Genomic DNA, 24230 nt, shown 5'->3' with positions numbered 1-24230 from the left:
GGACAATGCCGGCTCCATGATCGAATCCCGGCGACCTTCCCCCTTCATGCGTCTTCCCCGCGCGGCCCTGGCGGCCGCGCTGCTGTTCGCGGCGGCCGGTGCCGCCCAGGCGCTGCCCAGCTTTTCCGAAGTCCGCGAAGGCCACCGCTCCTCCGAGACCGAACTGCTCTCGCGCGAGGGCGAGGTGCTGCAGCGCCAGCGCACCGACGCCAGCGTGCGCCGTGGCGACTGGGTGGCCCTGGCCGACATCTCTCCCGCGCTGCGCACGGCCCTGGTGCTCAGCGAGGACAAGCGCTTCTACGAGCACAGCGGCGTGGACTGGGCGGCCGTGTCCGCCGCCGCCTGGGGCAACCTCTGGAACCAGCGCACGCGCGGCGCCAGCACCATCACCATGCAGTTGGCGGGCCTGCTGGACGGCGACTGGCGCCAGGGCCCGGGCGGGCGCAGCGTGGTGCAGAAACTGGGCCAGACCGTCTCTGCCCAGGTGCTGGACCGGCGCTGGCGCAAGGACCAGATCCTGGAGGCCTACCTGAACCTGGTGCCCTTCCGGGGCGAGATCGTGGGCATCGATGCGCTGTCGCGCACCCTGTTCGGCAAGGCCGCGCACGGGCTGGACGCGCGAGAGGCCGCCATTGCCGCCGCCCTGGTGCGTGCCCCCAACGCCTCGCCCGAGCGCGTGGGCCGGCGCGCCTGCGGCGTGCTGCAGTCGCTGGCGCCCGAGGATGCGGCGGCGCGCGACTGCACGGCCATGGAACTGCTCACCGCCAGCGTGCTGCTGCGCCGGCAATGGGCGGCCAGCGAAGGCCAGGCCCCCCACCTGGCGCGCCGCCTGCTGGCCGAGCCGCAGTCCAAAGGCCAGGCCCGCGTGCGCTCCACGCTGAGCGCGCCCGTGCAGCGTTTTGCCGTGCAAAGCCTGCAGCAGCAACTGCGTGAGCTGCAGGGCCGCAACGTGGAGGACGGCGCCATCGTCGTGCTGGACAACGCCACGGGCGAGGTGCTGGCCTGGGTGGGCTCGTCGGGCGAATTGAGCCAGGCGGCCGAGGTGGATGGCGTCACGGCCATGCGCCAGCCCGGCTCCACCTTCAAGCCCTTTCTCTATGCCCAGGCGATTGCCGAGCGGCGGCTGACGGCGGCCTCGCTGATCGAGGATTCATCGGCCCACATTCCCACGCAGAACGGGCTCTACATCCCTCAGAACTACGACCGGCGCTTCAAGGGCTGGGTCTCGGCGCGCACGGCGCTGGCGTCGTCGCTCAACGTGCCGGCCGTGCGCACCCTGGTCATGGTCACGCCCGATGCCTTCTTCTCGCAACTGCAGCGCCTGGGCCTGCCGCTGCGCGAAAGCGGCGGCTACCACGGCTTCAGCCTGGCGCTGGGCAGTGCCGAGGTGCCGCTGCTGCAGCTCACCAACGCCTACCGCGCCCTGGCCAACGGCGGGCAGCTGACGCCCGTGCGCTGGGCGGCGCAGCCCACGGGCGCGGGGTCCGCAGCGCAAAAGCCGGCTGCGCCCGTGCAGGCCATCGACGCACGCGCGGCCTTCATCGTGGGCGACATCCTGTCCGATCCCATGGCGCGCGCGCCCACCTTCGGCACCGACAGCGTGCTGGCCACGCGCTTCTGGTCGGCCGTCAAGACCGGCACCAGCAAGGACATGCGCGACAACTGGGCCGTGGGCTGGTCGCAGCGCTACACCGTGGGCGTGTGGGTGGGCAATGCGCGCGGCGAGGCCATGCACTCGGTCAGCGGCACCAGCGGCGCGGCACCTGTCTGGGCCGCCGTGATGGGCTTCCTGCATGCCCGCACACCCAGCCGCGCGCCCAAGGCGCCGGCGGGCGTGCTGCAGCAGGCCGTGCGTTTCGGCCCCGATGCGTCGGGCCTGCCGCTGGAGAGCGCGCGCAGCGAATGGTTCGTGGCGGGCACGCAGCAGAGCCTGTTCGCCATGGCGGGCAGCGGCCTGCCTGCCGCATCCGCATCGACACGCGGGACTTCGGCCGCCTCGCCCGTGCGCATTGCGCGCCCGGCCAACGGCACCATCCTCGCGCTGGACCCCGACATTCCGCCGGACCGCCAGCGCGTGCAGCTGTCGGCCCGCCCCGCAGGCACGGCCGCCACGCAGGAATGGCAGGACGCCAGCCTGCGCTGGCGCATGGTCAGTGCTGCCGCGCCCGGCGCGGCCGAGCCGCCGCCCAAGGAGATCGGCCGGGGGGCTGCCGCCGCCTGGATGCCCTGGCCCGGCCGCCACCGGCTGGAACTGGTCGATGCCAAGGGGCAGGTGCTGGACAGCGTGCAGGTGGAGGTGCGCGGCGCCGGCGTGGTGGCTTCGCGCGCGGGCGGGCGCTGAACGCCGCAGTGCGGCCCCAGGGCAGCCTCAGGGCAGCATCAGGGCCGAGCCCGCACGAAGCGCTGCTCGGTCACGGTCTCGCCCCATTGCTGGCCCGGCCATTCCTCGGCCAGGGTGAAGCCAGACGATTCGTAGAGCCGGCGTGCCGCATCCAGGCCGCTGAACGTCCACAGCTGGGTGGCCTCGAAGGCCTGCTGGTCGCAGAACGCCAGGGCCTGCTGCAGCAGCTGGCGCCCCGTGCCGGCGCCGCGCAGGCCGTCGTCCAGGATGAACCAGCGCAGGTGCGCCTGGCGGTCCTCGGGGTGCTTGGCCAGGTCCTCGCCATCGATGGCCACGGAGCCCACGACGCGGTCGCCGTCCAGCGCCGTCCACAGCTGGTTGCAGGGTTTGTCCAGCCGGCTAGCGAACTCGGCCAGGCCGCTGGCCACGCGGCTTTCGAAGAAGACGCCGAAACCTGCGTGGCGTGCATAGAAGCGCGCATGCATTTCCACGATGCGGCCGATGCAGCCGGGCCGGTATCCGGGCAGGACCTGTATCTGCGCGGGTGCGGGCGCGGGCAGGGGCTCCTCCTGCCGATGCGCCTGCAGTGCCTGGGCGTAGAGGGCCAGCCCGCGCGAGACCGCCTGTTGCTGCGGCGGCTGCATGCGGTCCAGCGCGGCCGTCACCTGCTGGCGCCCGAAGGCCTCGATGGCGGCCAGCGTGCGCCGGCCCTTGGCGGTGAGGGCCAGCCGCTTGACGCGGCCGTCCTCGCCATCGGCGGTTTCCTTCAGCTCGCCGGCCTCCACCAGCTTGCACACCATGCGGCTGACGCTGGATTTCTCCAGCCCCAGCGCCTGGGCCAGCTGCGAGGCCGCCATGGACCCCTGCGCGCCGATCTCCAGGATGGCGTGCACGGCCGAGGGCGGATAGTCCGTGGCCGCCAGCGTGGCCTGCATGAAGCCCAGCTCGCGCACCATCTGGCGCGAGGCGGCGCGGATGTCGTCCACCAGGGAAAGATCGTGCTGCGGCATGGGTGCTCCTTGGGGCCGTGCAGGGTTTGAATATGGTTGCATGGTACAACCATAAATGCCGCTGCGCATCTGTTGATGCAGCGATGCGTACCCCAGGCGCAAAAAAGCCGCCCGGCGCATGCGGGCGGCTGGGGCCTGGCGCAGATGCGCAAGGCTCAATTGACCATCAGGCGGAACGGCCAGACATAGGCCTGCAGCGTCACGAAGATGCCCATCAGGCAGGCCAGGGCGACGGAGTGGAAGAACACGTAGCGCAGGATGTCGCCCTCATGGTTGAACCAGCGCGTGGCCGTGGAGGCGACGACGATGGACTGCGCATCGATCATCTTGCCCATCACGCCACCCGAGCTGTTGGCCGCGCCCATGAGGTTGGGCGACAGGCCCAGCTGCTCGGCCGCCACCTTCTGCATGCCGCCGAACAGCACGTTCGATGCCGTGTCCGAACCCGTGAGCGCCACGCCCAGCCAGCCCATCAGCGTGCCGAAGAAGGGGTAGAACACGCCGGTGTTGGCGAAGGCCAGGCCCAGCGTGGTGTCGGTGCCCGAGTAGCGCGTCAGCGTGCCCAGCGCCAGCATCAGCACGATGGTGATGAGCGAATAACGCACCAGCCAGAGGGTGCGCACGAACTGGCTGACCAGTTGCACGGGGTTGTACTTCATGACCAGGCCGCCCACGATGGCCGACAGCAGGATGCCCGTGCCCGTGGCCGACAGCAGGTTCAGCGTGTAGATGGCGCCTTCCTTGGTGGGCTGGCGCACCACGGGCGGCACCTTCTCGACCATGTTGTGCAAGCCTTCCATGGGAAAGGCCGGTGCGAACAGGCCATTGAGCGCCGCCTTGACCGAGGGCAGGCCCCAGATGAAGACGAAGACCGTGAGGATGGCCCAGGGCGTCCAGGCGCGGATCACGTCGGCGCGCGGGTGCTGGGTCACGGCGCGGGGCGCCTGGGCTTCGCCGCCGCTGTTCTCATGGCCCTTGAGCGAGGTCGAGCGCCAGATGGTCCTGGGCTGCCATACGCGCAGGAAGCCGACCGTGCAGACCATGGAGACGATGGCCGCGATGATGTCCACCAGCTCGGGGCCGATGAAGTTGGACACCAGGTACTGCGGAATGGCGAAGGACACGCCGGTCACCAGGATGATGGGCCAGATCTCCATCATGGCCTTGCGCCCGGCAAAGGCCCAGATCAGCCAGAACGGCACCAGCACCGAGAAGAACGGCAGCTGGCGGCCGACCATGGCCGTGACCTCCATCAGGTCGTAGCCATGGACCTTGGCCAGCGTGATCACCGGCGTGCCCAGCGCGCCGAAGGCCACGGGCGCGGTATTGGCGATCAGCGACAGGCCCGAGGCGGCCAGCGGCGAAAAGCCCAGGCCGATGAGGATGGCCGCCGTCACGGCCACGGGCGTGCCGAAGCCGGCCGCGCCCTCGAAGAAGGCGCCGAAGGCGAAGGCGATCAGCAGCAGCTGGATGCGCCTGTCCTCGGTGATGCCGGCAATGGAGTCCTGCAGGATCTTGAAGCTGCCGTTCTTCTCGGTCAGCTGGTGCAGGAAGATGATGTTCAGAACGATCCAGCCGATGGGCAGCAGCCCCGTGAAGCCGCCGAACAGCGCCGCGCGCCCGGCCATGCCGGCCGGCATGTTGTAGACGAAGACCGCGATCACCAGCGCGGCAACCAGCCCGGCGCCGGCCGCCAGATGGGCCTTCATGTGCAAAAAGCCCAGTCCCACCAGCATGACCACGACCGGAATGGCCGCAAGCAGTGTGGACAGCCACATGTTGGAAAGAGGGTCGTAGACCTGTTGCCAAACCATAGGAGCTTCTCCTGAAGAGTTTTTAGGATGTTGTGCGGGGCGGATCGTTACTCCCATGGCGGTTTGGCGCACTAGCGTTAGCCCTGGGTTGGGCTGCGAGAGAGAAAATTTCAATCGGCGCACAAATCACTTCAAACCCGAACGGGTGGCCGGAGCCCGCGCACGGCACTACCATGCTCGGCAGTCCCGCGGCATGCGGGTTCCAGAAAGCCAGAAAACGTGTCCACCGACCTTTCCAAAATCACCTGCATCGAAGACCTGCGCGTCGTGGCCCAGCGCCGCGTGCCGCGCATGTTCTATGACTACGCCGATTCGGGTTCCTACACCCAGGGCACCTACCGCGCCAACGAGGACGACTTCCACCGGATCAAGCTGCGCCAGCGCGTGGCCGTGAACATGGAGGGGCGCAGCACGCGCACCACCATGATCGGCGAGCAGGTCGCCATGCCCGTGGCCATCGCGCCCACGGGCCTGACCGGCATGCAGCATGCCGACGGCGAGATCCTGGGCGCGCGCGCGGCCAAGGCCTTCGGCATTCCGTTCACTCTGTCCACCATGAGCATCTGCTCCATCGAGGACATTGCCGAGCACACGGGCCGCCATCCGTTCTGGTTCCAGCTCTATGTGATGCGCGACCGCCGGTTCATGGAGCGCCTGATCGAGCGTGCCCGCGCGGCCAACTGCTCGGCCCTGGTGCTGACGCTGGACCTGCAGATCCTGGGCCAGCGCCACAAGGACATCAAGAACGGCCTGTCCACGCCACCGAAGCCCACGCTGCGCAACCTGGCCAACCTGGCGACCAAGCCGCACTGGTGCCTGGGCATGCTGGGCACCAAGCGCCGCACCTTCGGCAACATCGTCGGACATGTGGATGGCGTGGCCGACATGAGTTCGCTGTCGTCGTGGACCGCCAGCCAGTTCGATCCCAGCCTGAACTGGGGCGACGTGGAGCGCATCAAGAAGCTCTGGGGCGGCAAGCTCATCCTCAAGGGCATCATGGACGCCGAGGACGCGCGCCTGGCGGCCGACAGCGGCGCCGACGCGCTCGTCGTCAGCAACCACGGCGGGCGCCAGCTCGACGGCGCACCCTCGTCCATCGAGGCGCTGCCGGGCATTGCCGAGGCGGCGGGCAAGGACATCGAGGTCTGGATGGACGGCGGCATCCGCAGCGGGCAGGACGTGCTCAAGGCGCGTGCCCTGGGCGCCCAGGGCACCATGATCGGCCGCAGCTTCCTCTACGGCCTGGGTGCCTACGGCGAGCATGGCGTGACGCGCGCCCTGCAGATCATCCAGAAGGAGCTGGAGACCACCATGGCCTTCTGCGGCCACACGCAGATCGATACCGTGGACCGCAGCATCCTGCTGCCCGGAACCTATCCGGGCGCCGTGCGCTGAACCGGCAAAAGCTGCACGAGAAAAGGACCGCCTCGGCGGTCCTTTTCTCCTTTCAGGCTGCGCCTCAGGCTTGGGCAGGTACGCGCCGGTTTTCCGGCTGCGCCGCCACCAGCCGGCCCGCCGCATGCAGCACGGCCAGGATGGACGCGGTCACGATGTTGGCATGGCGCCCCGCACCGAAGCGTGTGCCCGCCACGCCGGGCAGGGCGGCCTCGACGATGGCCAGCGCCGTGGCGCCGGCGCCCTGGCCCAGGCTGCGCTCCTCGTAGTGGTCTATGCGCAGCGCCACGCCCAGGTGCTGGCCGATGGCAGCGGCCACGGCGTCGATGGGACCGCTGCCATCGCCATGCAGCTGCATTCGAAGCCCGTCCGTCCGCACCACTTCCAGCGCAATGCCCTGGCCCTTGGCGCTGTCGAACAGATGGTGGCTGTGGTAGCGCCAGGGAAGCTGCCGGGGTGCGAGGTAGGTGGACTCGAACAGCTCCCACAGGTCTTCACTGGCCAGCTCGGCCTCGCTGGCGTCGGCCTGGCGCTGCACCACGGCGCTGAATTCCACCTGCATGCGCCGGGGCATGGTCACGCCATGGTCGCGCTGCAGCAGGAAGGCGATGCCGCCCTTGCCCGACTGGCTGTTGACGCGCACGATGCTGTCGTAGGTGCGACCCAGGTCCTGCGGGTCGATGGGCAGGTAGGGGACGCGCCAGGGCGCATCGGGCCGTTGCGCCGCAAAGCCCTTGGCGATGGCGTCCTGGTGCGAGCCCGAGAACGCCGTGAACACCAGGTCGCCCACATAGGGGTGGCGCGGGTGGATGGGCAGGGCCGTGCATTCCTCCGCAATGCGCGCCACGGCGGCGATGTCCGAGAAGTCCAGTCCCGGCGCGATGCCTTGCGTGTACAGGTTGAGCGCCAGCGTCACCACATCGAGGTTGCCGCTGCGCTCGCCATTGCCGAACAGGCAGCCTTCCACGCGCTGGGCGCCGGCCAGCAGCGCCTGCTCGGCGCAGGCCACGCCCGTGCCCCGGTCGTTGTGCGGGTGCACGGACAGCACGATGTGCTCGCGCCGCTCCAGGCGGCGGTGCATCCACTCGATCTGGTCGGCGAAGACATTGGCCGTGCTCACCTCCACCGTGGTCGGCAGGTTGATGATCATGGGCCGCGCGGGGCCTGCATCCCAGGCGCGGATGGCCGCGTTGCACACGGCCAGCGATACCTCCAGCTCGGCCATGCAGAACGTCTCGGGCGAGTACTGCAGCACCCACTCGGTCTCGGGGTGGGCATCGGTCAGTTCGCGCAGCAGGGCGATGTGGTGCTCCACCATGGCGATGATCTCGGGCACCTGCATGCCGAAGACGATCTCGCGCCAGGCCGGTGCCACGGCGTTGTAGAAGTGCACGATGGCGCGCCGCGCGCCGGCCACGCTGTCCACCGTGGCGCGGATCAGGTCCTCGCGCAGCTGGGTGATGACCATGGGCGTCACGTCGGCGGGGATCAGCCCTTCGTCGATCAGGTGGCGCACGATGGCGTAGTCGGTCTGCGAGGCAGAGGGAAAGCCCACCTCGATCTCCTTGAAGCCTATGCGCACCAGCTCGTGGAACAGGCGCAGCTTGCGCTCGCGGTTCATGGGCTCGAACAGGGCCTGGTTGCCGTCGCGCAGGTCGGTGGACAGCCACACGGGCGCCTGGCTCAGCTGGCGCGAAGGCCATTGGCGGTCGGGCAGGTCGACGGCGGGGAAGGGAAGGTATCTGGACGCGGGATTCTTCAGCATGCGGGCCTCGCAGGAAACGCTGGGTATGCAGCCACCGGATCGGCCGGCAGCCCCGCTCTCCTGGCTTCCCGGTGTGGGGAAGCTGCGCCAGGCCGGGATCAGGGAGAGTCGGTGCGAAATGCGGCGCCTGCGCAGGCGCCCGGACCCCGGCCATGGGCCAGGGATGGTAGGGAGGGCGAGGGCAGGCGGTGCATGGTGCGATGGCGGTGAATCACAGGGAACGGTTGCCAGTTTGCGGGCAGGGCGTTTGTCTGTCTTTATAGAATTTCTCATTTTCTCCATGGATCTGGACAAACATGCGCACTGCCGCCGACCTTCCCGCCGTGCCCTGTGGCCATGCCGGCCTGCCTGAGCTGCAGGCTGCCGCGCCCTTGCCCGTCACGGGCGTGGCCGGCGACTACCCGGCCGGGATGGAAGTGCAGGAGCACTCCCACGAATGCTGCCAACTGCTCTATGCCGTTCAGGGCGTGCTGGAGGTGCGTGCGCGCAGCGGGCGCTGGGTGGTGCCACCCACGCGCGGCGTCTGGCTGTGCTCGGGCGTGCCGCACAGCCTGCGCATGCGTGGTGCCGTGCAGGTGCGCAGCCTGTTCGTGGATGCCCAGGCGGCGCAGGGGCTGCCGGTGGCGGACTGCGTGATCGAGGTCTCGCCGCTATTGCGCGAGCTGATCAGCGAGGTCGCGCGCTGGCCGGCGGCGCCGCAGCGCGGACAGGATGAAACGAGAAACCGGCTGGTCGTCGAACTGCTGCTGCAGGAATTGCGCCAGCCGCCTGTCGTGCCATTTCACCTGCCCTGGCCGCAGGATGCGCGCATGGCGGCTGTCTGCCGCGCGCTGGCCGAAGAAGGCCAGGCCGTGGGCCAGGGCGGTGAACGGGCTGAAAACCTGGCCGCCACGGCCGCCGACTGGGCCGCACGGCTGGCCATGGGCGAGAAGACCTTCCACCGCCATTTCCTGCAGGCCACCGGCCTGAGTTTCGGCCGCTGGCGGCAGCGCGCGCGGCTGCTGTCGTCCATGCAGGCCCTGCTGGCCGGCCGGCCCATCGTGCAGGTGGCGCTGGAGGCCGGCTATGAAAGCCACAGCGCCTATTCGCTGGCCTTCAGGCGCCAGTTCGGCATGCCGCCCTCGGCCTTCGGGGCAGGGGGCGGGCAGCCGTAGCGGCACCGGTGGCGGCGGATCAGGAAGCCTTCCAGATGATGTAGTCGGCCTGGTACTGCACCACCTGCTTTTGGCCCAGCGTGGAGCTGTTGCAGGCCATGGCCGGCGCCACGCCGCCGCGCGTGGCCACGCGCTGGATATAGGTCACGCCCTGCATGGCGCCCATGCCGGTGGCAGGTTCGGCCTTGACCAGTTGCAGGGGGATGTTGCCTGCGCTGGACGGAGCCACCGCGACCTGGGTGGCCGTGACCTTGGAGCCGTCCTGGTGCGCCCAGGTGGCGGGCGGGCCGAAGTAGCGGCCGATGACGCGGCCCTGGCGGTCCGTCAGGCGGGCATCGGGGCCGACGAAGGCCCACTCCTGCTCCATCGCCTGGTCCTTCTTGGCGCGGCACTCGTAGGTGATCTGACCGATGCCGACGGTTTCCATGGCGACCTTGTGGCCTGCGGGCACCTGCACGGCGGCCGGCAGGCCGGACTGGGAATAGCTCTTGCTCATGTCCATGGAGGAGCAGGCGCCAAGCGTCAGTGCAGCCATGGTGGCCAGGCCGAGGGGGAGGATGTAGCTCATGAGGTTCTCCAGGTCGAGGGGTTGAGGGATGTCGCCTTGGACCGCTGTCCGGGGCGCGACACACGGAATACGCAGCATGGGTGAGGTTGGATTCACCTGGGTGCAAAAAAAATTTATCCGCATCCGGTTCGCAATGTGCTGCGTATTGCCCAGTGAGAGCCGGCGCAGGCCGGCAGACCGGTACCAGACCCCCTGCAGGCCACCGATATGACCCCTGCAGCCGATTGAAGGACACGACAAGCCCCCCGGGGCGGCGACGCAACAGTGCGGGCCACGGGGCCGCCCGCTCGCCCACAATGCGTGCATGGGCACCACACCAACCGACCAAGAGCTGATGGACCTTCTGGACCGCATCGCAGCGCAGGACGAGCCCGCGCTCCGCAGCCTGTACGAGGCCACCTCGTCCCGGCTGTACGGGCTTGCGCTGCGCATCCTGCGGCACAAGGACTGGGCCGAAGACGTGCTGCAGGACAGCTACCTGCACATCTGGCGCAGCGCCTCGGGCTACCGGGGCTCGCTGAGCCCGCCGCTGGCCTGGATGGGCCTGGTGGTGCGCAGCAGGGCGCTGGACTTCCTGCGCCGGCGCCGCGCCGAACGCCTGCACCTGAACGAGGAGTTCGATGAGGCGCAACTGGCGGCCCATGGCGGCGGTAGCGATGAAAGCCAGGGCCCGCTGCAACTGGCCGAGGCCAGCGAGCAGGCGGTGGCGCTGTACCAGTGCCTGGAGCGGCTGGAAGGCCGCCAGCGCGAGGTGGTCAGCCTGGCCTACCTGCGTGACCTCAGCCACGGCGAACTGGCCGGCCAGCTGCAGTTGCCGCTGGGCACGGTCAAAACCTGGATCCGGCGCGGCCTGGAGCAGTTGCGCCGCTGCCTCTCGCGCCATGCGTGATGCAGATGACATGCTCTGAGCGGCCCAAGGATTTGCCATGAATATTTCCCGACACCCCGAACTGCTGGACCGGCTGGCCGCCGCATACGCCCTGGGCACGCTGCGCGGTGCGGCACGCCGCCGCTTCGAGCAACTGGCCCGTGACCAGGCCCCGGTGCGCGCCGCCGCCCTGCTGTGGCAGGGCCGCTGGTCGGCCCTGTCCGAAATGCAGGCTCCCGTGCGCCCCGACGATGCGGTCTGGGTCCGCATCGACAACCTGCTGCAGGCCGAAAAAGCCCGCGCCGCCCAGCCGCACCGGCGGCGCGCCGTTGATGGGCAAGGCCTGGACGAACGCGCGAAATCCGGCGTGGGCCGTGCCCTGGCCTGGTGGCGCGGCGCGGCCCTGCTGGGCGCCTGCGCCACCGTGGCGGCCGTGGCCGTGGGGCTGTGGTCGCACCAGGACCTGCGCCAAAGCGGTGAGCGCCAGCTGGCCGTGCTGCGCAACCAGCTGCAGGCCGCCCAGGTCGCGCTGCAGGCAACGCCCCAGATCCAGTACGTGGCCGTGCTGGCCGACGACAAGGCCGATGCCTCCATGCTCGTGACCTTCGACCCCGGCAAGAACAGCCTGGTGCTGCAGCGCGTGGGCGACTTCCACGAGGCCGCAGACAAATCGCTGCAGCTGTGGGCCCTGCCGCCCCAGGGCGGCCCGCAATCGCTGGGCGTGCTGGGACGCGACAAGCTCGTGAAGCTGACGGCAGCGGCCGCCGAAGTCCAGGGCGTGCCTGCCTTGGCCATCAGCCTGGAGCCCAAGGGCGGCGTGCCCAGCCAGACCGGGCCCACGGGACCGGTGCTGTTCAAGGGCGCGCTGATCCGGCGCGACCTGTAGCGCGCCGCGCAGGCCCGCTCGCCATTGGCGACGGCCGTGCTGCTGCACAACGCAGCCTGCTTGCCCTGGCCAGAGCAGGGCGCGCGTGCAGCGTTGGCTGGCCGGCCTCTGTTTCGCTGCCGGGCGCGGCAGCCTTCTCCAAGTGCGTGCGCCTGGTGCCCGACCGGCGGCTATGCTGGCCGGCACTCAGTCGCCCGCGCCATGCCGGCGGTGCCTTCCCTTTTTTGCCGACATGCTTTCTTCCCTCCAAGACCTGACCTGGCTGTGGGTGCCCGTGGTGCTGTTCGCCGCAGCCGCCCAGACTGTGCGCAATACGGCCCAGCGCTCGCTGACCTCCGAACTCGGCACCCTGCCGGCCACCCTGGTGCGCTTTCTCTACGGCCTGCCGTTTGCCGGCATCTACCTGCTGGCGCTGTACCTGGGAGGGGACGGGGCCTGGGCGCTGCCCCGGTTCTCCTGGGCCTACCTGGGCTGGATCGCGCTGGGCGCCTTCTTCCAGGTAGCGGCCACGGCGGCCTTGCTGCTGGCCATGAAGGAGCGCAACTTCGCCGTGGCCGTCACCCTGTCCAAGACCGAGGTGCTGCAGGTCGCCCTGTTCGCAGGCCTCTTCCTGCACGAGCTGCCCACGGCCGTGGCCCTGCTGGCCATGGCGCTGGCCACCTTGGGCGTGCTCATCCTGTCGCTGCCGCCGCGCGGCCAGATGCTGTCGCTGTCGGCCTGGGCCAGCCGCTCGGCGCTCTACGGCCTGGCCTGCGGTGCCTGCTTTGCCATCGCCACCGTGGGCTACCGGGGCGGCGCCGTGGAACTGGCGCGCCTGGGCGAGATATCTCCCTGGCTGTCGGGCGCCTGGGGCGTGCTGATTGCCCAGCTCATGCAGACCCTGGGCCTGGGCGCTTGGATTGCGCGCACCCACGCGCAGGGCCTGCGCCCCATCTTCCGCGCCTGGCGCGTGTCGCTGCTGGCCGGCGGCATGGGCGCGGCCGCCTCGCTGGCCTGGTTCACCGCCTACGCCCTGCAAGGCGCCGCGCCCGTGCGCACGCTGGGCATGGTCGAGGTGGTGTTCAGCTACATCGTCTCGCGCCGCGTGCTCAGCGAAAGCCTGAGCCGCCAGGAGAAGATCGGCATGGCTCTGATGGTGCTGGGACTGGTCCTCATCTGCCTGCAGGGATGAATGGTCCAGGGCCTGTGGGAACAAGCCCTGCAGGCTGTATGAATGCACAGTTGCCGCAATAATGGCGGCGTGCCTGAAACGACACCCACGACACCCGCAAGCCCTGCCGATGCTGCGCCTGCGCGCCGCATCGCCCACCTGGACATGGACGCCTTCTATGCCTCGGTGGAGCTGCTGCGCTATCCGCAGCTCAAGGGACTGCCCGTGGTCATCGGCGGCGGGCGCCGCGCGCATGACGAGGCGCTGGATGCGCGCTACGCCGGGCGGCTGCACGAGATTCCGGTGGACGAGTTCTCGCGCCTCAAGGACTACGTCGGCCGGGGCGTGATCACCACGGCCACCTACCCGGCGCGCCAGTTCGGCGTGGGGTCGGCCATGGGCATGATGAAGGCCGCGCGCCTGTGCCCCCAGGCCATCATGCTGCCCGTGGACTTTGCCGAGGTGCGGCGCTTCTCGCGCATGTTCAAGGAGATCATCGTCTCCATCGCCCCGCTGATGGAGGACCGCGGCGTGGACGAGGTCTACATCGACTTCACCGACGTGCCTGGCGGCCAGCGCGAAGGCGGGCGCGTGCTGGCTCGGCTGATCCAGAAAACCATCACCGACGCCACGGGCCTGACCTGCTCCATCGGCGTGGCCCCCAACAAGCTGCTGGCCAAGATGGCCAGCGAATTCAACAAGCCCAACGGCATCTCCATCGTCCAGCCCGAGGACCTGCAGACCGTCATCTGGCCGCTGGCCTGCCGCAAGATCAATGGCATAGGCCCCAAGGCCGACGCCAAGCTGCAGGCGCTGGGCATACGGACCATCGGCGAGCTGGCCGCGCAAAGCCTGCCCCAGCTCGTGCAATGGTTTGGCCGCGCCTACGGCAACTGGCTGCATGGTGCCTCCTGGGGCCGTGACGACCGGCCCGTGGTCACGCACAGCGAGCCCGTCTCCATGAGCCGCGAGACCACCTTCGAGCGCGACCTGCACGCCGTGCGCGACCGGGCCGAACTGAGCGCCATCTTCACCGACCTGTGCGAACGCCTGGCCCAGGACCTGCAGCGCAAGGGCTACATGGGCCGCACCGTGGGCATCAAGCTGCGCTACGACGACTTCAAGACCGCCACGCGCGACCACACGCTGGAGCTGCCCATGGCCGATGCCGCCACCCTGCGCCGCGCCGCAGGCCAATGCCTCAAGCGCGTGCCCCTGGCCAAGCGGCTGCGCCTGCTGGGCGTGCGCGTGGGCAACCTCGTTCGCACGGCCGACTGGAACGCCACCGCCCACGACCCGCTGGCGCGCGAGCAACTCCTCAGGGGACCGGCCCAGCCCGCGCCGGACAGCGATCCCTTTACACCTCAACTGTTCTGAATCATCACCACAAATCTGGCGCACACGCTGTAAAACCATGCACCAGTTCCGAGCATGGGACTGAGGTTGCCGTGCTGTGAGATGATTTGGAAATGTGAATTTGTGTTTCCGTTTGATGGATTCCGGTGGCTTCAGAGCGCTTCGCCTTGCCATTTCACAAGAACAAGAGACATCCCAAAGGAGTGGTACCCATGCGCGTGAATTTGCCCGTCAGCCAGCTCAACTACGACTTTCCGGGCGATGAGCTGCTGGTATCCGTCACCAACACCAAGGGCGAGATCACCCATTGCAACCCTGCCTTCGTGCGGGTCAGCGGCTATACCTACGAGGAACTGATCGACCAGCCGCACAACCTCATCCGCCACCCGGACATGCCGGCCGCCGCCTTCAAGGACATGTGGCGCACCATCGCCCACGGCTACCCGTGGACTGCCCTGGTCAAGAACCGGCGCAAGAACGGCGACCACTACTGGGTGCGCGCCAACGTCACGCCCATCATGGAAGGCGGCCGGCCGCGCGGCTACCTGTCGGTGCGAACCAAGCCCCGGCCGGACGAGATCGAGGCCGCCGAAGCCCTCTATGCCCGCATGCGCGCCGAAGCCGATGCCGGCCAGGAAACCCTGCGACTGCGCGGCGGCGAACTGCGCCGCCTGGGCCTGGCCGGGCTGTGGGACCGCCGCAGCGACCTGGGCCTGACAGCCCGCATGGCACTGATGCTGGGCGGCGTGGGCCTGGCGGCCATGCTGCCCGACCTGCTGGGCTGGCAGGGCGCCGCAGCCTGGGGCACGCGCCTGGCCGCCTTGTTGGCGGGTGGCAGCTTTGTGCTGTGGCGCTTCCAGCAGCGCTGCGTGGCGGGCCTGGAGCAGGCCAGCGGCTTTGCCGCCGACATTGCCAGCTGCCAGCTGGGCACTGACATGCAGCACGACTACAGCGGCCCCATGGGCGCCCTGATGCAGCGGCTGCAGCAGATCCAGATCAACCTGCGCGCCGTGGTCGGCGACGTGCGCACCGAAATGCGCGGCTTTGCCACGACGGCCCACGAGATCGCCCAGGGCAGCTTCGACCTCGCGCAGCGCACAGAATCCCAGGCCACCAGCCTGCAGCAGACGGCGGCCTCGATGGAAGAGATATCGGGCACCGTCGCACAGACCGCCGACACGGCCCAGCTCATGGCCCATGAAAGCGACCAGAGCCGCCAGGTCGCCGGCAAGAGCGGCGCCGCCATCCAGGAAGTGGGCGCTGCCATGGAGCACATCCGCGGCTCCTCGCGCCGCATGGGCGAGATCATCGGCGTGATCGAGAGCATTGCCTTCCAGACCAACCTGCTGGCCCTGAATGCCGCCGTCGAAGCGGCACGCGCAGGCGAGCAGGGCCGCGGCTTTGCCGTCGTGGCCGGCGAAGTGCGGGCCCTCGCCCAGCGCAGCGCCTCGGCCGCCAAGGAAATCAGCGGCCTCATCAACCGCACCGTGGACGGCATCAACGATGGCAACGCCCGCATGGACGCCGCAGGCCGCACCATCGACGGCATGGTCGACGCCGTGGGCCGCGTCAGCGACTTGGTCCACCAGATCAGCATCGCCACGCGCGAACAATCCGTAGGCATCGCCCAGGTCAACGACGCCGTGGCCCAGCTCGACTCCGTCACCCAGCAAAACGCCGCCCTGGTAGAGCAATCGGCCGGCGCGGCGGGCTCGCTGCGCGCCAGCGCTCAGTCGCTGGAGCGGTCGCTGGAGGTGTTTACGTTGAGGTGAGGGGAAGGGCCGGTTGGAGGGGGTCTGCTTGGGGCAGGCCACAGTCAGGCCATGGGCTGTGACTGCCTTGAAATGCCGGGACAGTTCAGAAATCCCGGCTTTCGATAAAACAGAATTCGGTGCGGTTCGCGCCTGAGTCGGTTTTGAGGCGAGAGTCCGCGCTGACGATATGCAGCTCGTTGCCATAAGCATGCACGTAGTTGAAATCATTGCCGGATGCCACTACACCTGATTCTGTATCTATGCTTGTATGGACTGATTGGTCTTGCTGACTGATGCGGTGCACTAGGAGCTTCCTATCATTTACGCCAACCCAGGCAATGTCTTTGCCCACCTCTACCATCTTCCCAAAAATGGAAGCGATGTTCTGGCGTTGATGAAGCTTGGTTCTCCATAGAAATCCAAAATTCTCCGAACGTTTTTCTACATAGAGCTGCTCGCCGATCCAGTAGCTGATGGCCAGGCCTCCATCTTTGAGTGCAATGCCTGTGGTTGCAGTTGAATTCAAAGGGATTTCAATCAACAGATTTCCTGTGGCACCATAGACTCTCAGTGCCGATCCGATAGATTGCTGAGAGATTTTTTCTACGTAATAGTTGAGAATTCCGATGATGCGCCCCTGGCTTTCGAACAGCGCCGTTATCTCCCCTTGGCGATTACCTTGTATTTTTAGTGGCTTGCTTTTCTGTAGGTCATGGCTGAGATACTGTAGGGATGGCATATCTTTTTCTGTTATTCCTCCTATGAAATAGCCCTTGGCACTTGCGGCGATGCTGAGGACAAGTGTCATTTCGCTCAATGGTCTGGTGCGCGATACCATTGACAAGTCTTTCTTCAATTGCAGAATTGTCGAATCACCTTTGTGGCCCATGTGAATTAGTAATGGACGGTATTGGGTGGTTTCTGCAAATGACGGTAGAATATAGAGGCTGATCGGTGAATTTATTATCTCGGTGGATTTTTCTGAGCCACATCTCATCTCCTGGGTATATAGAGTTGGGGTGTTTTCAGATGAGTGTGTTCTTAATATTGACTTGACTAGATGCGAGGTGCCATTTCGTGAGATTAATTGTACATACGGAGGATGTGCTGGCTTTGTATTTGTAGTGGATAAATTTAACTTTGCGTACGCTTGAGTGATGCTGGTCGCAAAATATATGATCAATAATCGGAATATTTTCATGAAATATTCCGAATGGTTTGATGAATGATTGTCTGGCGTACGACATGTTGTGGAATGTGTTCTGGATTGTTCATGCATCGGCATAAAGTACAACATGAAAGAACACAGGCTTACGGGGTTTGCATCCATATCATCATGGATGGGCTGGAGTTTATTTTCCTGCATATGCCCCTTATTGAATGTTCTGAGTAATTGCTTCTGTCTAGCGCCACTTATAAGGTTTAGCGGTGATTTCCACTTTGTCATCTCGAAATATGACAATCATCTTCAATTGGGTATTTGGGCGGTCTGCTCGGACTTTTGAAATAAGCTCTGGAGTCAGTATGGGAGTCAGGTCCACACGCTGTACGTAATGGGGGTTGGTGGCCCAGAGTTTCTCATAAATTTCATCGCTTTTGCTCGAGTACTTTATTTCTTGCGGAGTGTTTTTTGACCAATCGAGAAATTCATTGCTATAAATAAACCACTCTATTTCTACAGATCTTGGTATTCCTCCTTGTGTATCTCCTGGCATAAAACTCATATGTGATCCTCCTCCTCCTGGGCCAAGTGGACCAGGAAATGGTCCTCGTCGTCCGTCAAAATCAAAACGCTTTGCTAATAATGAGCTTATTCCTTTGTTGTAAAAAGACAATGACAAGCCAATGCCTTGCTTTCTATTTGCGCAACTGGCTAATGGTAATAAAAATGATGAGGAAAAATAAACTATCGCAGTGCGACGGTTAGTCCATAATTTTCTTGTAGCCATTTTGCATATTCCCTTATATCTATATCTCCAGTAATAGCTGATACACCATCTCTATCAAATCCCGGCCTGTCTCTATATTTGATGAATTTTTGGCTCTCGGCGTGCGTCAGTCCTTCTATCTCTGCAACACGTCGATAGATACAATCACCTTTCTTTTCATTGTTCTTTTTTAAACAAAAAAGGCTGTCTTCTGGAATTCCGCCGGGAGGTGTAGTGCTTTTGTCGTGAAGAACGGGCTCGGTTACTGTGCCCCATTTTTTGTCACCAGCCTCCTCCCAGCTTCTCATTGCTAAACCACTCTCCTTTGCCTTCTCTGTAATCCAGTTCAGCGCCACATTGGACAAGTCGCCCGTCCCAAAGCTGCCGCCAATATCGGAATGGCTTCCAATAAAGCCTAACTGGATGCCTCGATCAATAGCTTCGCCAGGGAATATTGAGCGATGCTCATTCAGCGCCACGGCCTGGAATACATGTTGAATTTCAGCAGGAATAGCGAGTTGCCATTCGTCATTGCTGGCTCCAAGGGCACCAAACTGTGCTACGGTATCCCACAGCCCCAGGAAACGCATTTCCACACAGTCGGATTTTTCCTTCCATCGACGCTCCTTGGTACGAGTGATCACCCGGTTTGCAAAGTCCCTGGCCATGGCGGCACCACGGCTGAAACCTACAATATCTATACTTACTCTCTTTCCGTCCGCAAACTGATGAGACTCCATGTACTTATCCAGCTGTCCCAGCATGTAGTCCACACGTTCGCGGGCTGTGACACCCCTGGAATAGTCTCCCATTCGTGTGCGGATACCTTTATCCAAGTCATTACGGCCCACACCATTGATATGCAGGCGCGGTCCATTAGCTGTCTCGTCATACGCTAGAAAAAACTTGTAGACATTGGATAACGTGTCATTTTCGGGTGGTGGATTGGAATTACCTGTTCCATCAAACGCAAACAGAATCAACCCCTCCGGATCCACATACCGCAGCGGATTGCCCCGCACATAGCTGTAGGGATTGGGTCCATCCGGCATGCCCAACGGATCGGGTGTGAGGTATTGGCCCCGGTCCGGGTCGTAGTAGCGGTGCAGGTTGTAGTGCAGCCCGGTTTCGGCATCGTGGTACTGGCCCGGCAGGCGCAGCGGCATTTCAAAGCCCAGGGCTGAAGGTTGGGACATCACCTGCTGCCGGCCAAACGCCGTGTAGCGGGCGCGCCAGATCAACTGGCCCTGCGTGTCGGTGGCCGCTTCCACGGCGCCCAGGTGGTTGGTGTGCAGCCAGGCCAGGCGTTCGCCGCCGCCCACCCAGCAGCCCGCGATGGTGCCCAGGTCCTGCACGATGCGCCCCAGCGTGCCGGCGCCATCCGCAGGCTTGCGGCCTTGGGGCGTGTCGATGACGGCCAGGGGCCACTGGCCCAGGTGGATGTACTGGCGCGTGATGCGGCCCTGGGCATCGAGTTCGGCGCTGAGTTGGCCAGATTCGTAGAGGTACGCCCGGCTGTCTCCTTGGGCCTTGCCGGTGTGTTTGGCAATGCGCTCGCCCCGGTGGTTGTAGCGGTAGCGGGCCAGCGGGGCGCCCTGTTCGCTGACCTGTTCCAGCCGTCCCAATGCGTCCCAGCGGTAGCTGTGCGGGCCTGCCTGCAGGGGCTGGCCGTTGGCGTTGTACTGGGTGCGCTGGATGGTTGTGTCTTTCTGGTCCGCTGCACGCTCGGCACTCCAGCGGTGGCTGCCTGGCAGGTAGGCGATGGCCCGCGTGCCCGCCTTCAGATTGCCGGAGGACACGTTCTGCTGGTCCAGGGTGCGCCTGCCGGCCTCGTCATAGTGGTAGCGGCTGGAGCGCAGTTCCTGGCCAGTGCGCTGGACCTGGACGATCAGGCGGTCGTGCATGTCGTAGGCATGGCTGTCCTGGTGCAAAGTCTGCGGGGCTTGGCTGTAGTGGTCCTGGCGCAGCAGCAGGTTGCCTTGGCTGTCCCACAGGTAGCGCATGTCCAGCAGGGCTTGGGGGTCGGTGGGCTGGCCCAGGGCTCCGGGCTGGTCGGGCGCCGGTTCGGCTGTCGTTTGCGCGGCAGTTGCTGCAGTGGCCTGTGCCTTGGCTTGCATGGGCTCGGCCGCATGGGCCGGGGTCAGGCCTAGCAGTTGCTCTGCAATGTCGGTGGGCCGGGCACCCAGCATCCAGTCATGGGATGTGCCAGAGGCAGTGCGTGTGTTGTTCTTGCCGGTCTGGCGGTAGACGATGCGCGCCAGCAGACCTTCGCGGCTGCGCTGATAGCGGGCCTCGATGCCGTTGCCTGCCTGCCAGCTGCGCAGTCCCACCAGGTCGCGCTCGAATCCGGTGGCAATGGTTTGCGCCGGGCTGAGCCAGCGCAGCCAGGGAGTGCGCACGCGCTGCCGCTGCAGGCCGGTGATCTGGCCATGGCCGTCGCGCAGGTAGTGCAGCCAGCTGCCGTCGGGAAGGCTGGCGGCGGAGAGTCTGCCGTGGCTGTCGTATTCGTAGTGGAGGGTGTGGTGCTGGCTGCTCTCCCCGCTTTCACCGTTTGCACCGCTTTCTTCATGGCGGGTGATGCGCTTGCGCACGCGCAGGCCCCTGTCGTTGTATTCGTAGGCCTCGCTTTGCTCGGGATGCTCCAGCGCCACCAGCCTGGGGCCCTGGTAGCGCCAGCGGGTGGTGGTGGTGCGTGGCCGCGCGCCATCTTGCGGCAGTTGCGTGATGGTTTGGCGCAGGATGCGGCCGCGCAGGTCGTATTCGTAGCGCGCCTGCTGGCCCAGGGCGTCGCGGCCCGAGACCAACCGGTCGGTGGCGTCGTAGCCGCGAATGCTCAGGCCGCTGTCGGGGCTGAGGGTGGCGACGCTGCGGCCGAAGTCGTCGTAGAACTGGCGTGCCTGCGGTGCAGTTTCAGTGCCGGCCTTGTCTGCGGCGGATGGCGGCTGCTCTGGCGCGCCGGGCTGGTAGGTCTGCACCTGGGCCATGAGGCGGCTGCCGTCATCGGCGCGGCCACCGTAGCGACCGGACTGCAGCAGGCGGCTTTCCGTGTCGTAGCGGTGCTGTGTGAAGCTGCCTCGGACATCGGCGCTCCACAGCAGGCGGCCCAGGGCGTCATGGTGCTGGCGGGTCTGGGCCGCATAGGCGGCATTGCCCGTCTTGTCCCCGTTGCCGGGCCAGCCGCCGGTGCCGGTTTCCGTGAGGTGGCCCAGCGCGTCGTAGCGCCAGCTTTGCTCTTGCAGCACGCTGGCGTCGGGGGCCAGGCTGCGCATGGCCACCAGTCGGGCCTGGGCGTCGTGGCGCAGTTCGGTGCGCCAGCCCGTTTCGTCCTCCTTGGCCGAGGGATCCCGGCTGTGCATCTGGATGATGCGCCCGGCCTTGTCATGCTCCAGCGCCACGGCGGTGCCATCGGGCTGCAGCACGCGCGTGACGTGGCTGCCGCTGCGGTCCCAGCGCAGCCGCGTGAGGTCGTTCTGCGCCGGGCTTCCATCGTCATAGCCTGCCAGCGAGGTGGGCAGCGGCCCGTCGATGTCCACCAGCACGCTGCGGCCGTTGATCTCGGTGTAGCGGTAGCGCGTGCTGCGTTCGATGGGCATGGCGCCGTCCGCATTGCCTGCGGGCTGGCCCTGGGCATCCAATGGGCTGAAGCCCGTCTCGGTGATCTGCAGCGGCTGGCGGCTGCTGTTGTAGCGGATGCGGATCTGGTGTTCGCGCCCGGGCACGACGCTGGGCCGGGCGATGAGTTCGGGCGCGTATTGCTTCCAGGGGTCCTTGCCGTAGCCGTAGCGCACCTGCAGCTGCGGGGCCCGGGCTTGGCCTTGTGTGTAGGGAATGCGGTACACGGCCAGCGGGCGGCCGAAGGGGTCCAGCTCGGTGCGCGTGCCTTCCAGCGGGCGGCCTGCGGGATCGAGCCGCGTGGCGTCGGTCAGGCGCCCTTGCGCGTCGTACCGGTAGCGCATGTCGCCGGGGCCGCAGCTGGCGCAGCCCGGGCCGCGCACTTCAAGCAATCGCCATTGCCCGCCGATGGTGTCGTAGTGGTAGGTGGTTGCTTGCCCAAGGCTGTTGGTGAGGGTGTTCTTCCAGGGCTGGCTGAGGTCCAGGGTGACTTTTTCCTGCTGGCTGTCCGGCGGGCCGCGCACGCTCAAGATAGCGCGGCCGGTGTCGCCGTAGGCGTAGCTGGCGATGCGCTCGTCCATGGGCTTGCCGTCGCTGCCCTGGCCCTGGACGCTGATGCCCGTGAGCAAGGTGGGGTGGCGCGGGTCCTCATAGTGGTAGTGGCGCTGGACCGGGGCTTGGCCATCGGCCGACGGGAGGCTGACCTGCACGAGGCTGGCGTTCAGCTTGGCCTGGGGCTGGGTGCTGCCGGGCAACGGTGCGCTGCCGTGGCGGTAGCCGATGCGGCCCAGCGGGGTGTCAATGGCCTGCACGCCGGTGAAGCTGTCCTCGCCCGAAGATTGGGCGTAGTGCAGGCGCAGGCTGCGCCCCTGCGGGTCGGTGACCTTGAGCAGGCGGTTGCCCTTGGCGTTGTAGTCCAGGCGGACCTGTTCGCCCGAGGGCAGGCTGATGCGGGTCAGGCGCCCCCGGTGGTTGAAGCGCAGCTCGCGCCCGTCCATCCACTGCCAGGTGTAGTGCCGTTCCTGGCCGGGCGTGGTTTCCTTGGTGCCCTTTGTATCCGTGCCTTCGATGCGCACGATGCCGTTGCCCGGCTGCTCGCTGGCGCACAGGCTGGGGTGCTCGCGCAGCTTGCTGAAGATGATGCGGGTGCCGTCGGCCTGCACGATCTGCAGGTTGGTGGGGTGGTCGTACAGGCGGGCCTCGTAGCTGAGCAGCCAGCCGCGGCCGAGCAGGCCTGGCGGCACGTAGGCCCGGCTGTAGCTGCTGTTGTAGTGGCGCACGACTTCCAGGCCGAGCACGCCGGGCAAGGCGGGCATGTCCACTTCGCGCTGGTATTTGTTGCCGTTGATGAGGTGGATGGGGTTGCCTGCGCCCTGGTGGGTGCTGCTGGAGTTGCCCTGGGTGGCGGGGCCGGCGCCGCCGCAGGGGCTGCCGCCGGGCGTGGGGGTGCAGGTGCCGCCGCCCGAGCCGCCACCGCCACCGCCGAGGTCGATGCCGCCGCCCGTGCCGGGGGCGCAGCTTTGCACGGTGGGGTCGCATTTGCTGGAGCCGCCGCCCAGGTTGGGGGCGGCGGCTGCGGGGGAGGCCTGGGCCAGCAGTGAGGCGATGCACAGCAGGGCGCTGCCCAGCAGGGGGGTGAGATGGGGTCTATTCAACATCATGCGTCTCCCGTGCAGTTGGGGCAGTCAGCCCCTTTACAGTCGTTGTCGTTTCCATCTCCATTGCCTCCATCTCCATTTCCATCTCCTCCATCTCCGGTGCCATCGCCGCCGTCGTCTTCATCGCCCTCATCGCCCGGCCCCGGCGGCCCGACCGTGGTGCAGCCCACGGTTTCGCAATCGGGCGGTTCACCGGGTTCCGATGTATCGGGCTGGCCTGGGTCCTGCGGATTGCCCTTGTTGCCTGTGTCGGGGATGGATACCGTGGCATCGCTTTGCATGGCGTCGCTTTGCATGTGCAAGGTGGCCTGCGCGACGATGGGCAGTCGACCGTGCTGGATGAGTTCGGTGTGGAAGGGGTCGCTGCCGTCGTCCAGCCAGCGCAGGTAGTGCTGGTAGATGCCGCGCACCAGCGGGATCTTGAGTTCGTAGCCGTGGGTGACGCGGATCTTGAGCAGGTTGGCGTCCTGCACGCTCTGGCCCGACTTGCTGCCAATGTCTTTTTTGTCCCGGTGCGCCAGGCCGGCGTTGGGGATGGCGGGCACGCCATATTTCTCTTTCAGGTGGGGCTCGCTCCAGTCCTCGAAGCTCTCGCGCGTGGGGTTGATGAGGTCGATGCGCAGGTGGTCTTTAAGGTCGGCCTTGGCCTTGGCCTTGGCATCCGCCAGTTCGGTGCTGTTGCTGCCACCGCCATACAGCGGAACCATGGCGCGCAGATAGGCGTCACGGATATCGTCCATGCGCGCATGGGCCATGGTGCCCGCGCGGGCGGCCATGAAGCTGGCGTGATTGATCTGGTTCTTGTTGAAGAAAACCAGGCCGTACTGCAGCAGGGCCAGCCCCAGCAGGGTGATGATGGGGCCGACCACGGTGAACTCGACCATGGCGCTGCCGCGCTGGCGCGGCCTGCGGAATGAGGTGCTCTGGCGCATGAGGATGCCTGCAGGTTTGCGGCCAGCGGACGGGCTTGT

At 66.3% G+C, this 24230-nt stretch carries 16 protein-coding genes; 8 read left to right on the top strand and 8 right to left on the bottom strand.

The window, feature by feature from the left end; genetic code table 11:
- Positions 1–16: 16 nt before the first annotated feature.
- Entirely contained in the window at positions 17–2341 is a 2325-nt protein-coding gene (pbpC, locus tag ACF8NF_RS02565; RefSeq protein WP_070080912.1) for a penicillin-binding protein 1C, read from the top strand.
- 38 nt (positions 2342–2379) lie between these two features.
- Here the strand turns inward: pbpC and ACF8NF_RS02560 are convergent, their stop codons facing one another.
- A complete protein-coding gene (locus tag ACF8NF_RS02560; RefSeq protein WP_392450009.1) occupies positions 2380–3351 on the bottom strand; it encodes a GNAT family N-acetyltransferase in 972 nt (323 codons plus the stop codon).
- Between the two features lie 155 nt (positions 3352–3506).
- Entirely contained in the window at positions 3507–5165 is a 1659-nt protein-coding gene (locus tag ACF8NF_RS02555) for an L-lactate permease (RefSeq protein WP_046985630.1), read from the bottom strand.
- Positions 5166–5384: 219 nt separating this feature from the next.
- On the opposite strand from ACF8NF_RS02555, the gene ACF8NF_RS02550 reads away from it, so the two are divergent.
- Positions 5385–6560 (top strand): alpha-hydroxy acid oxidase, encoded by a 1176-nt coding sequence (locus ACF8NF_RS02550; protein WP_016447837.1) that lies wholly within the window; start codon positions 5385–5387, stop codon positions 6558–6560.
- A gap of 64 nt (positions 6561–6624) precedes the next feature.
- Here the strand turns inward: ACF8NF_RS02550 and ACF8NF_RS02545 are convergent, their stop codons facing one another.
- Positions 6625–8325: a 2-isopropylmalate synthase gene (locus tag ACF8NF_RS02545; protein WP_016451139.1), complete on the bottom strand. Its 1701-nt coding sequence runs from the start codon at positions 8323–8325 to the stop codon at positions 6625–6627.
- Positions 8326–8621: 296 nt separating this feature from the next.
- Between ACF8NF_RS02545 and ACF8NF_RS02540 the strand changes: the two genes are divergently transcribed.
- On the top strand, positions 8622–9479 hold the full coding sequence (locus ACF8NF_RS02540; protein WP_016451140.1) for a helix-turn-helix transcriptional regulator: 858 nt from the start codon (positions 8622–8624) through the stop codon (positions 9477–9479).
- Between the two features lie 19 nt (positions 9480–9498).
- Here ACF8NF_RS02540 and ACF8NF_RS02535 read toward each other — a convergent pair whose 3' ends face one another.
- Complete coding sequence (locus ACF8NF_RS02535) at positions 9499–10047, bottom strand: DUF3455 domain-containing protein (RefSeq protein ID WP_016447834.1); 549 nt, start codon at positions 10045–10047, stop codon at positions 9499–9501.
- Positions 10048–10351: 304 nt separating this feature from the next.
- On the opposite strand from ACF8NF_RS02535, the gene ACF8NF_RS02530 reads away from it, so the two are divergent.
- From ACF8NF_RS02530 to ACF8NF_RS02510, 5 genes are all read left to right on the top strand, one after another.
- Complete coding sequence (locus ACF8NF_RS02530; protein WP_016447833.1) at positions 10352–10936, top strand: RNA polymerase sigma factor; 585 nt, start codon at positions 10352–10354, stop codon at positions 10934–10936.
- A 37-nt stretch (positions 10937–10973) separates the two neighbouring features.
- On the top strand, positions 10974–11801 hold the full coding sequence (locus ACF8NF_RS02525; protein WP_016451141.1) for an anti-sigma factor domain-containing protein: 828 nt from the start codon (positions 10974–10976) through the stop codon (positions 11799–11801).
- Positions 11802–12033: 232 nt separating this feature from the next.
- Positions 12034–12972 (top strand): DMT family transporter, encoded by a 939-nt coding sequence (locus ACF8NF_RS02520; RefSeq protein WP_017404187.1) that lies wholly within the window; start codon positions 12034–12036, stop codon positions 12970–12972.
- Between the two features lie 42 nt (positions 12973–13014).
- The gene (locus ACF8NF_RS02515; RefSeq protein ID WP_016447830.1) at positions 13015–14328 is read left to right on the top strand and encodes a DNA polymerase IV; all 1314 of its coding nucleotides are present in this window, start codon (positions 13015–13017) and stop codon (positions 14326–14328) included.
- Positions 14329–14519: 191 nt separating this feature from the next.
- Positions 14520–16079 carry a PAS domain-containing methyl-accepting chemotaxis protein gene (locus ACF8NF_RS02510; protein WP_046239606.1) on the top strand — a complete coding sequence of 520 codons (1560 nt, stop codon included), beginning with the start codon at positions 14520–14522 and terminating at the stop codon, positions 16077–16079.
- 85 nt (positions 16080–16164) lie between these two features.
- On the opposite strand, the gene ACF8NF_RS02505 is transcribed toward ACF8NF_RS02510, so the two are convergent.
- The 4 genes from ACF8NF_RS02505 to ACF8NF_RS02490 all read right to left on the bottom strand — a co-directional run bounded on the left by ACF8NF_RS02505 (position 16165) and on the right by ACF8NF_RS02490 (position 24191).
- A complete protein-coding gene (locus ACF8NF_RS02505; RefSeq protein WP_217649255.1) occupies positions 16165–16869 on the bottom strand; it encodes a hypothetical protein in 705 nt (234 codons plus the stop codon).
- 595 nt (positions 16870–17464) lie between these two features.
- Positions 17465–18010: a hypothetical protein gene (locus ACF8NF_RS02500; RefSeq protein WP_254787892.1), complete on the bottom strand. Its 546-nt coding sequence runs from the start codon at positions 18008–18010 to the stop codon at positions 17465–17467.
- Entirely contained in the window at positions 17968–23259 is a 5292-nt protein-coding gene (locus ACF8NF_RS02495) for an RHS repeat-associated core domain-containing protein (protein WP_392450007.1), read from the bottom strand. The genes ACF8NF_RS02500 and ACF8NF_RS02495 overlap by 43 nt, the downstream gene beginning before the upstream one ends.
- A complete protein-coding gene (locus ACF8NF_RS02490) occupies positions 23259–24191 on the bottom strand; it encodes a TadE/TadG family type IV pilus assembly protein (RefSeq protein ID WP_151019794.1) in 933 nt (310 codons plus the stop codon). Before ACF8NF_RS02490 ends, ACF8NF_RS02495 begins: the two co-directional genes overlap by 1 nt.
- Positions 24192–24230: the final 39 nt, after the last annotated feature.

The sequence above is a fragment of the Delftia sp. WSY_22 genome (assembly GCF_043104185.1).
Classification (GTDB): Bacteria; Pseudomonadota; Gammaproteobacteria; order Burkholderiales; family Burkholderiaceae_C; genus Comamonas; species Comamonas tsuruhatensis.
Note: the sequence above shows the minus strand (reverse complement) of the source record. Positions and strands in the feature narration are given on the sequence as shown.

Coding starts and splice junctions, on each gene's coding strand:
- pbpC (WP_070080912.1), top strand. CDS start 17: ATGATCGAATCCCGGCGACCTTCCCCCTTCATGCGTCTTCCCCGCGCG.
- ACF8NF_RS02515 (WP_016447830.1), top strand. CDS start 13,015: ATGCACAGTTGCCGCAATAATGGCGGCGTGCCTGAAACGACACCCACG.
- ACF8NF_RS02535 (WP_016447834.1), bottom strand. CDS start 10,047: ATGAGCTACATCCTCCCCCTCGGCCTGGCCACCATGGCTGCACTGACG.
- ACF8NF_RS02495 (WP_392450007.1), bottom strand. CDS start 23,259: ATGTTGAATAGACCCCATCTCACCCCCCTGCTGGGCAGCGCCCTGCTG.
- ACF8NF_RS02500 (WP_254787892.1), bottom strand. CDS start 18,010: ATGGCTACAAGAAAATTATGGACTAACCGTCGCACTGCGATAGTTTAT.
- ACF8NF_RS02505 (WP_217649255.1), bottom strand. CDS start 16,869: ATGACACTTGTCCTCAGCATCGCCGCAAGTGCCAAGGGCTATTTCATA.
- ACF8NF_RS02540 (WP_016451140.1), top strand. CDS start 8,622: ATGCGCACTGCCGCCGACCTTCCCGCCGTGCCCTGTGGCCATGCCGGC.
- ACF8NF_RS02525 (WP_016451141.1), top strand. CDS start 10,974: ATGAATATTTCCCGACACCCCGAACTGCTGGACCGGCTGGCCGCCGCA.
- ACF8NF_RS02520 (WP_017404187.1), top strand. CDS start 12,034: ATGCTTTCTTCCCTCCAAGACCTGACCTGGCTGTGGGTGCCCGTGGTG.
- ACF8NF_RS02545 (WP_016451139.1), bottom strand. CDS start 8,325: ATGCTGAAGAATCCCGCGTCCAGATACCTTCCCTTCCCCGCCGTCGAC.
- ACF8NF_RS02490 (WP_151019794.1), bottom strand. CDS start 24,191: ATGCGCCAGAGCACCTCATTCCGCAGGCCGCGCCAGCGCGGCAGCGCC.
- ACF8NF_RS02560 (WP_392450009.1), bottom strand. CDS start 3,351: ATGCCGCAGCACGATCTTTCCCTGGTGGACGACATCCGCGCCGCCTCG.
- ACF8NF_RS02510 (WP_046239606.1), top strand. CDS start 14,520: ATGCGCGTGAATTTGCCCGTCAGCCAGCTCAACTACGACTTTCCGGGC.
- ACF8NF_RS02555 (WP_046985630.1), bottom strand. CDS start 5,165: ATGGTTTGGCAACAGGTCTACGACCCTCTTTCCAACATGTGGCTGTCC.
- ACF8NF_RS02530 (WP_016447833.1), top strand. CDS start 10,352: ATGGGCACCACACCAACCGACCAAGAGCTGATGGACCTTCTGGACCGC.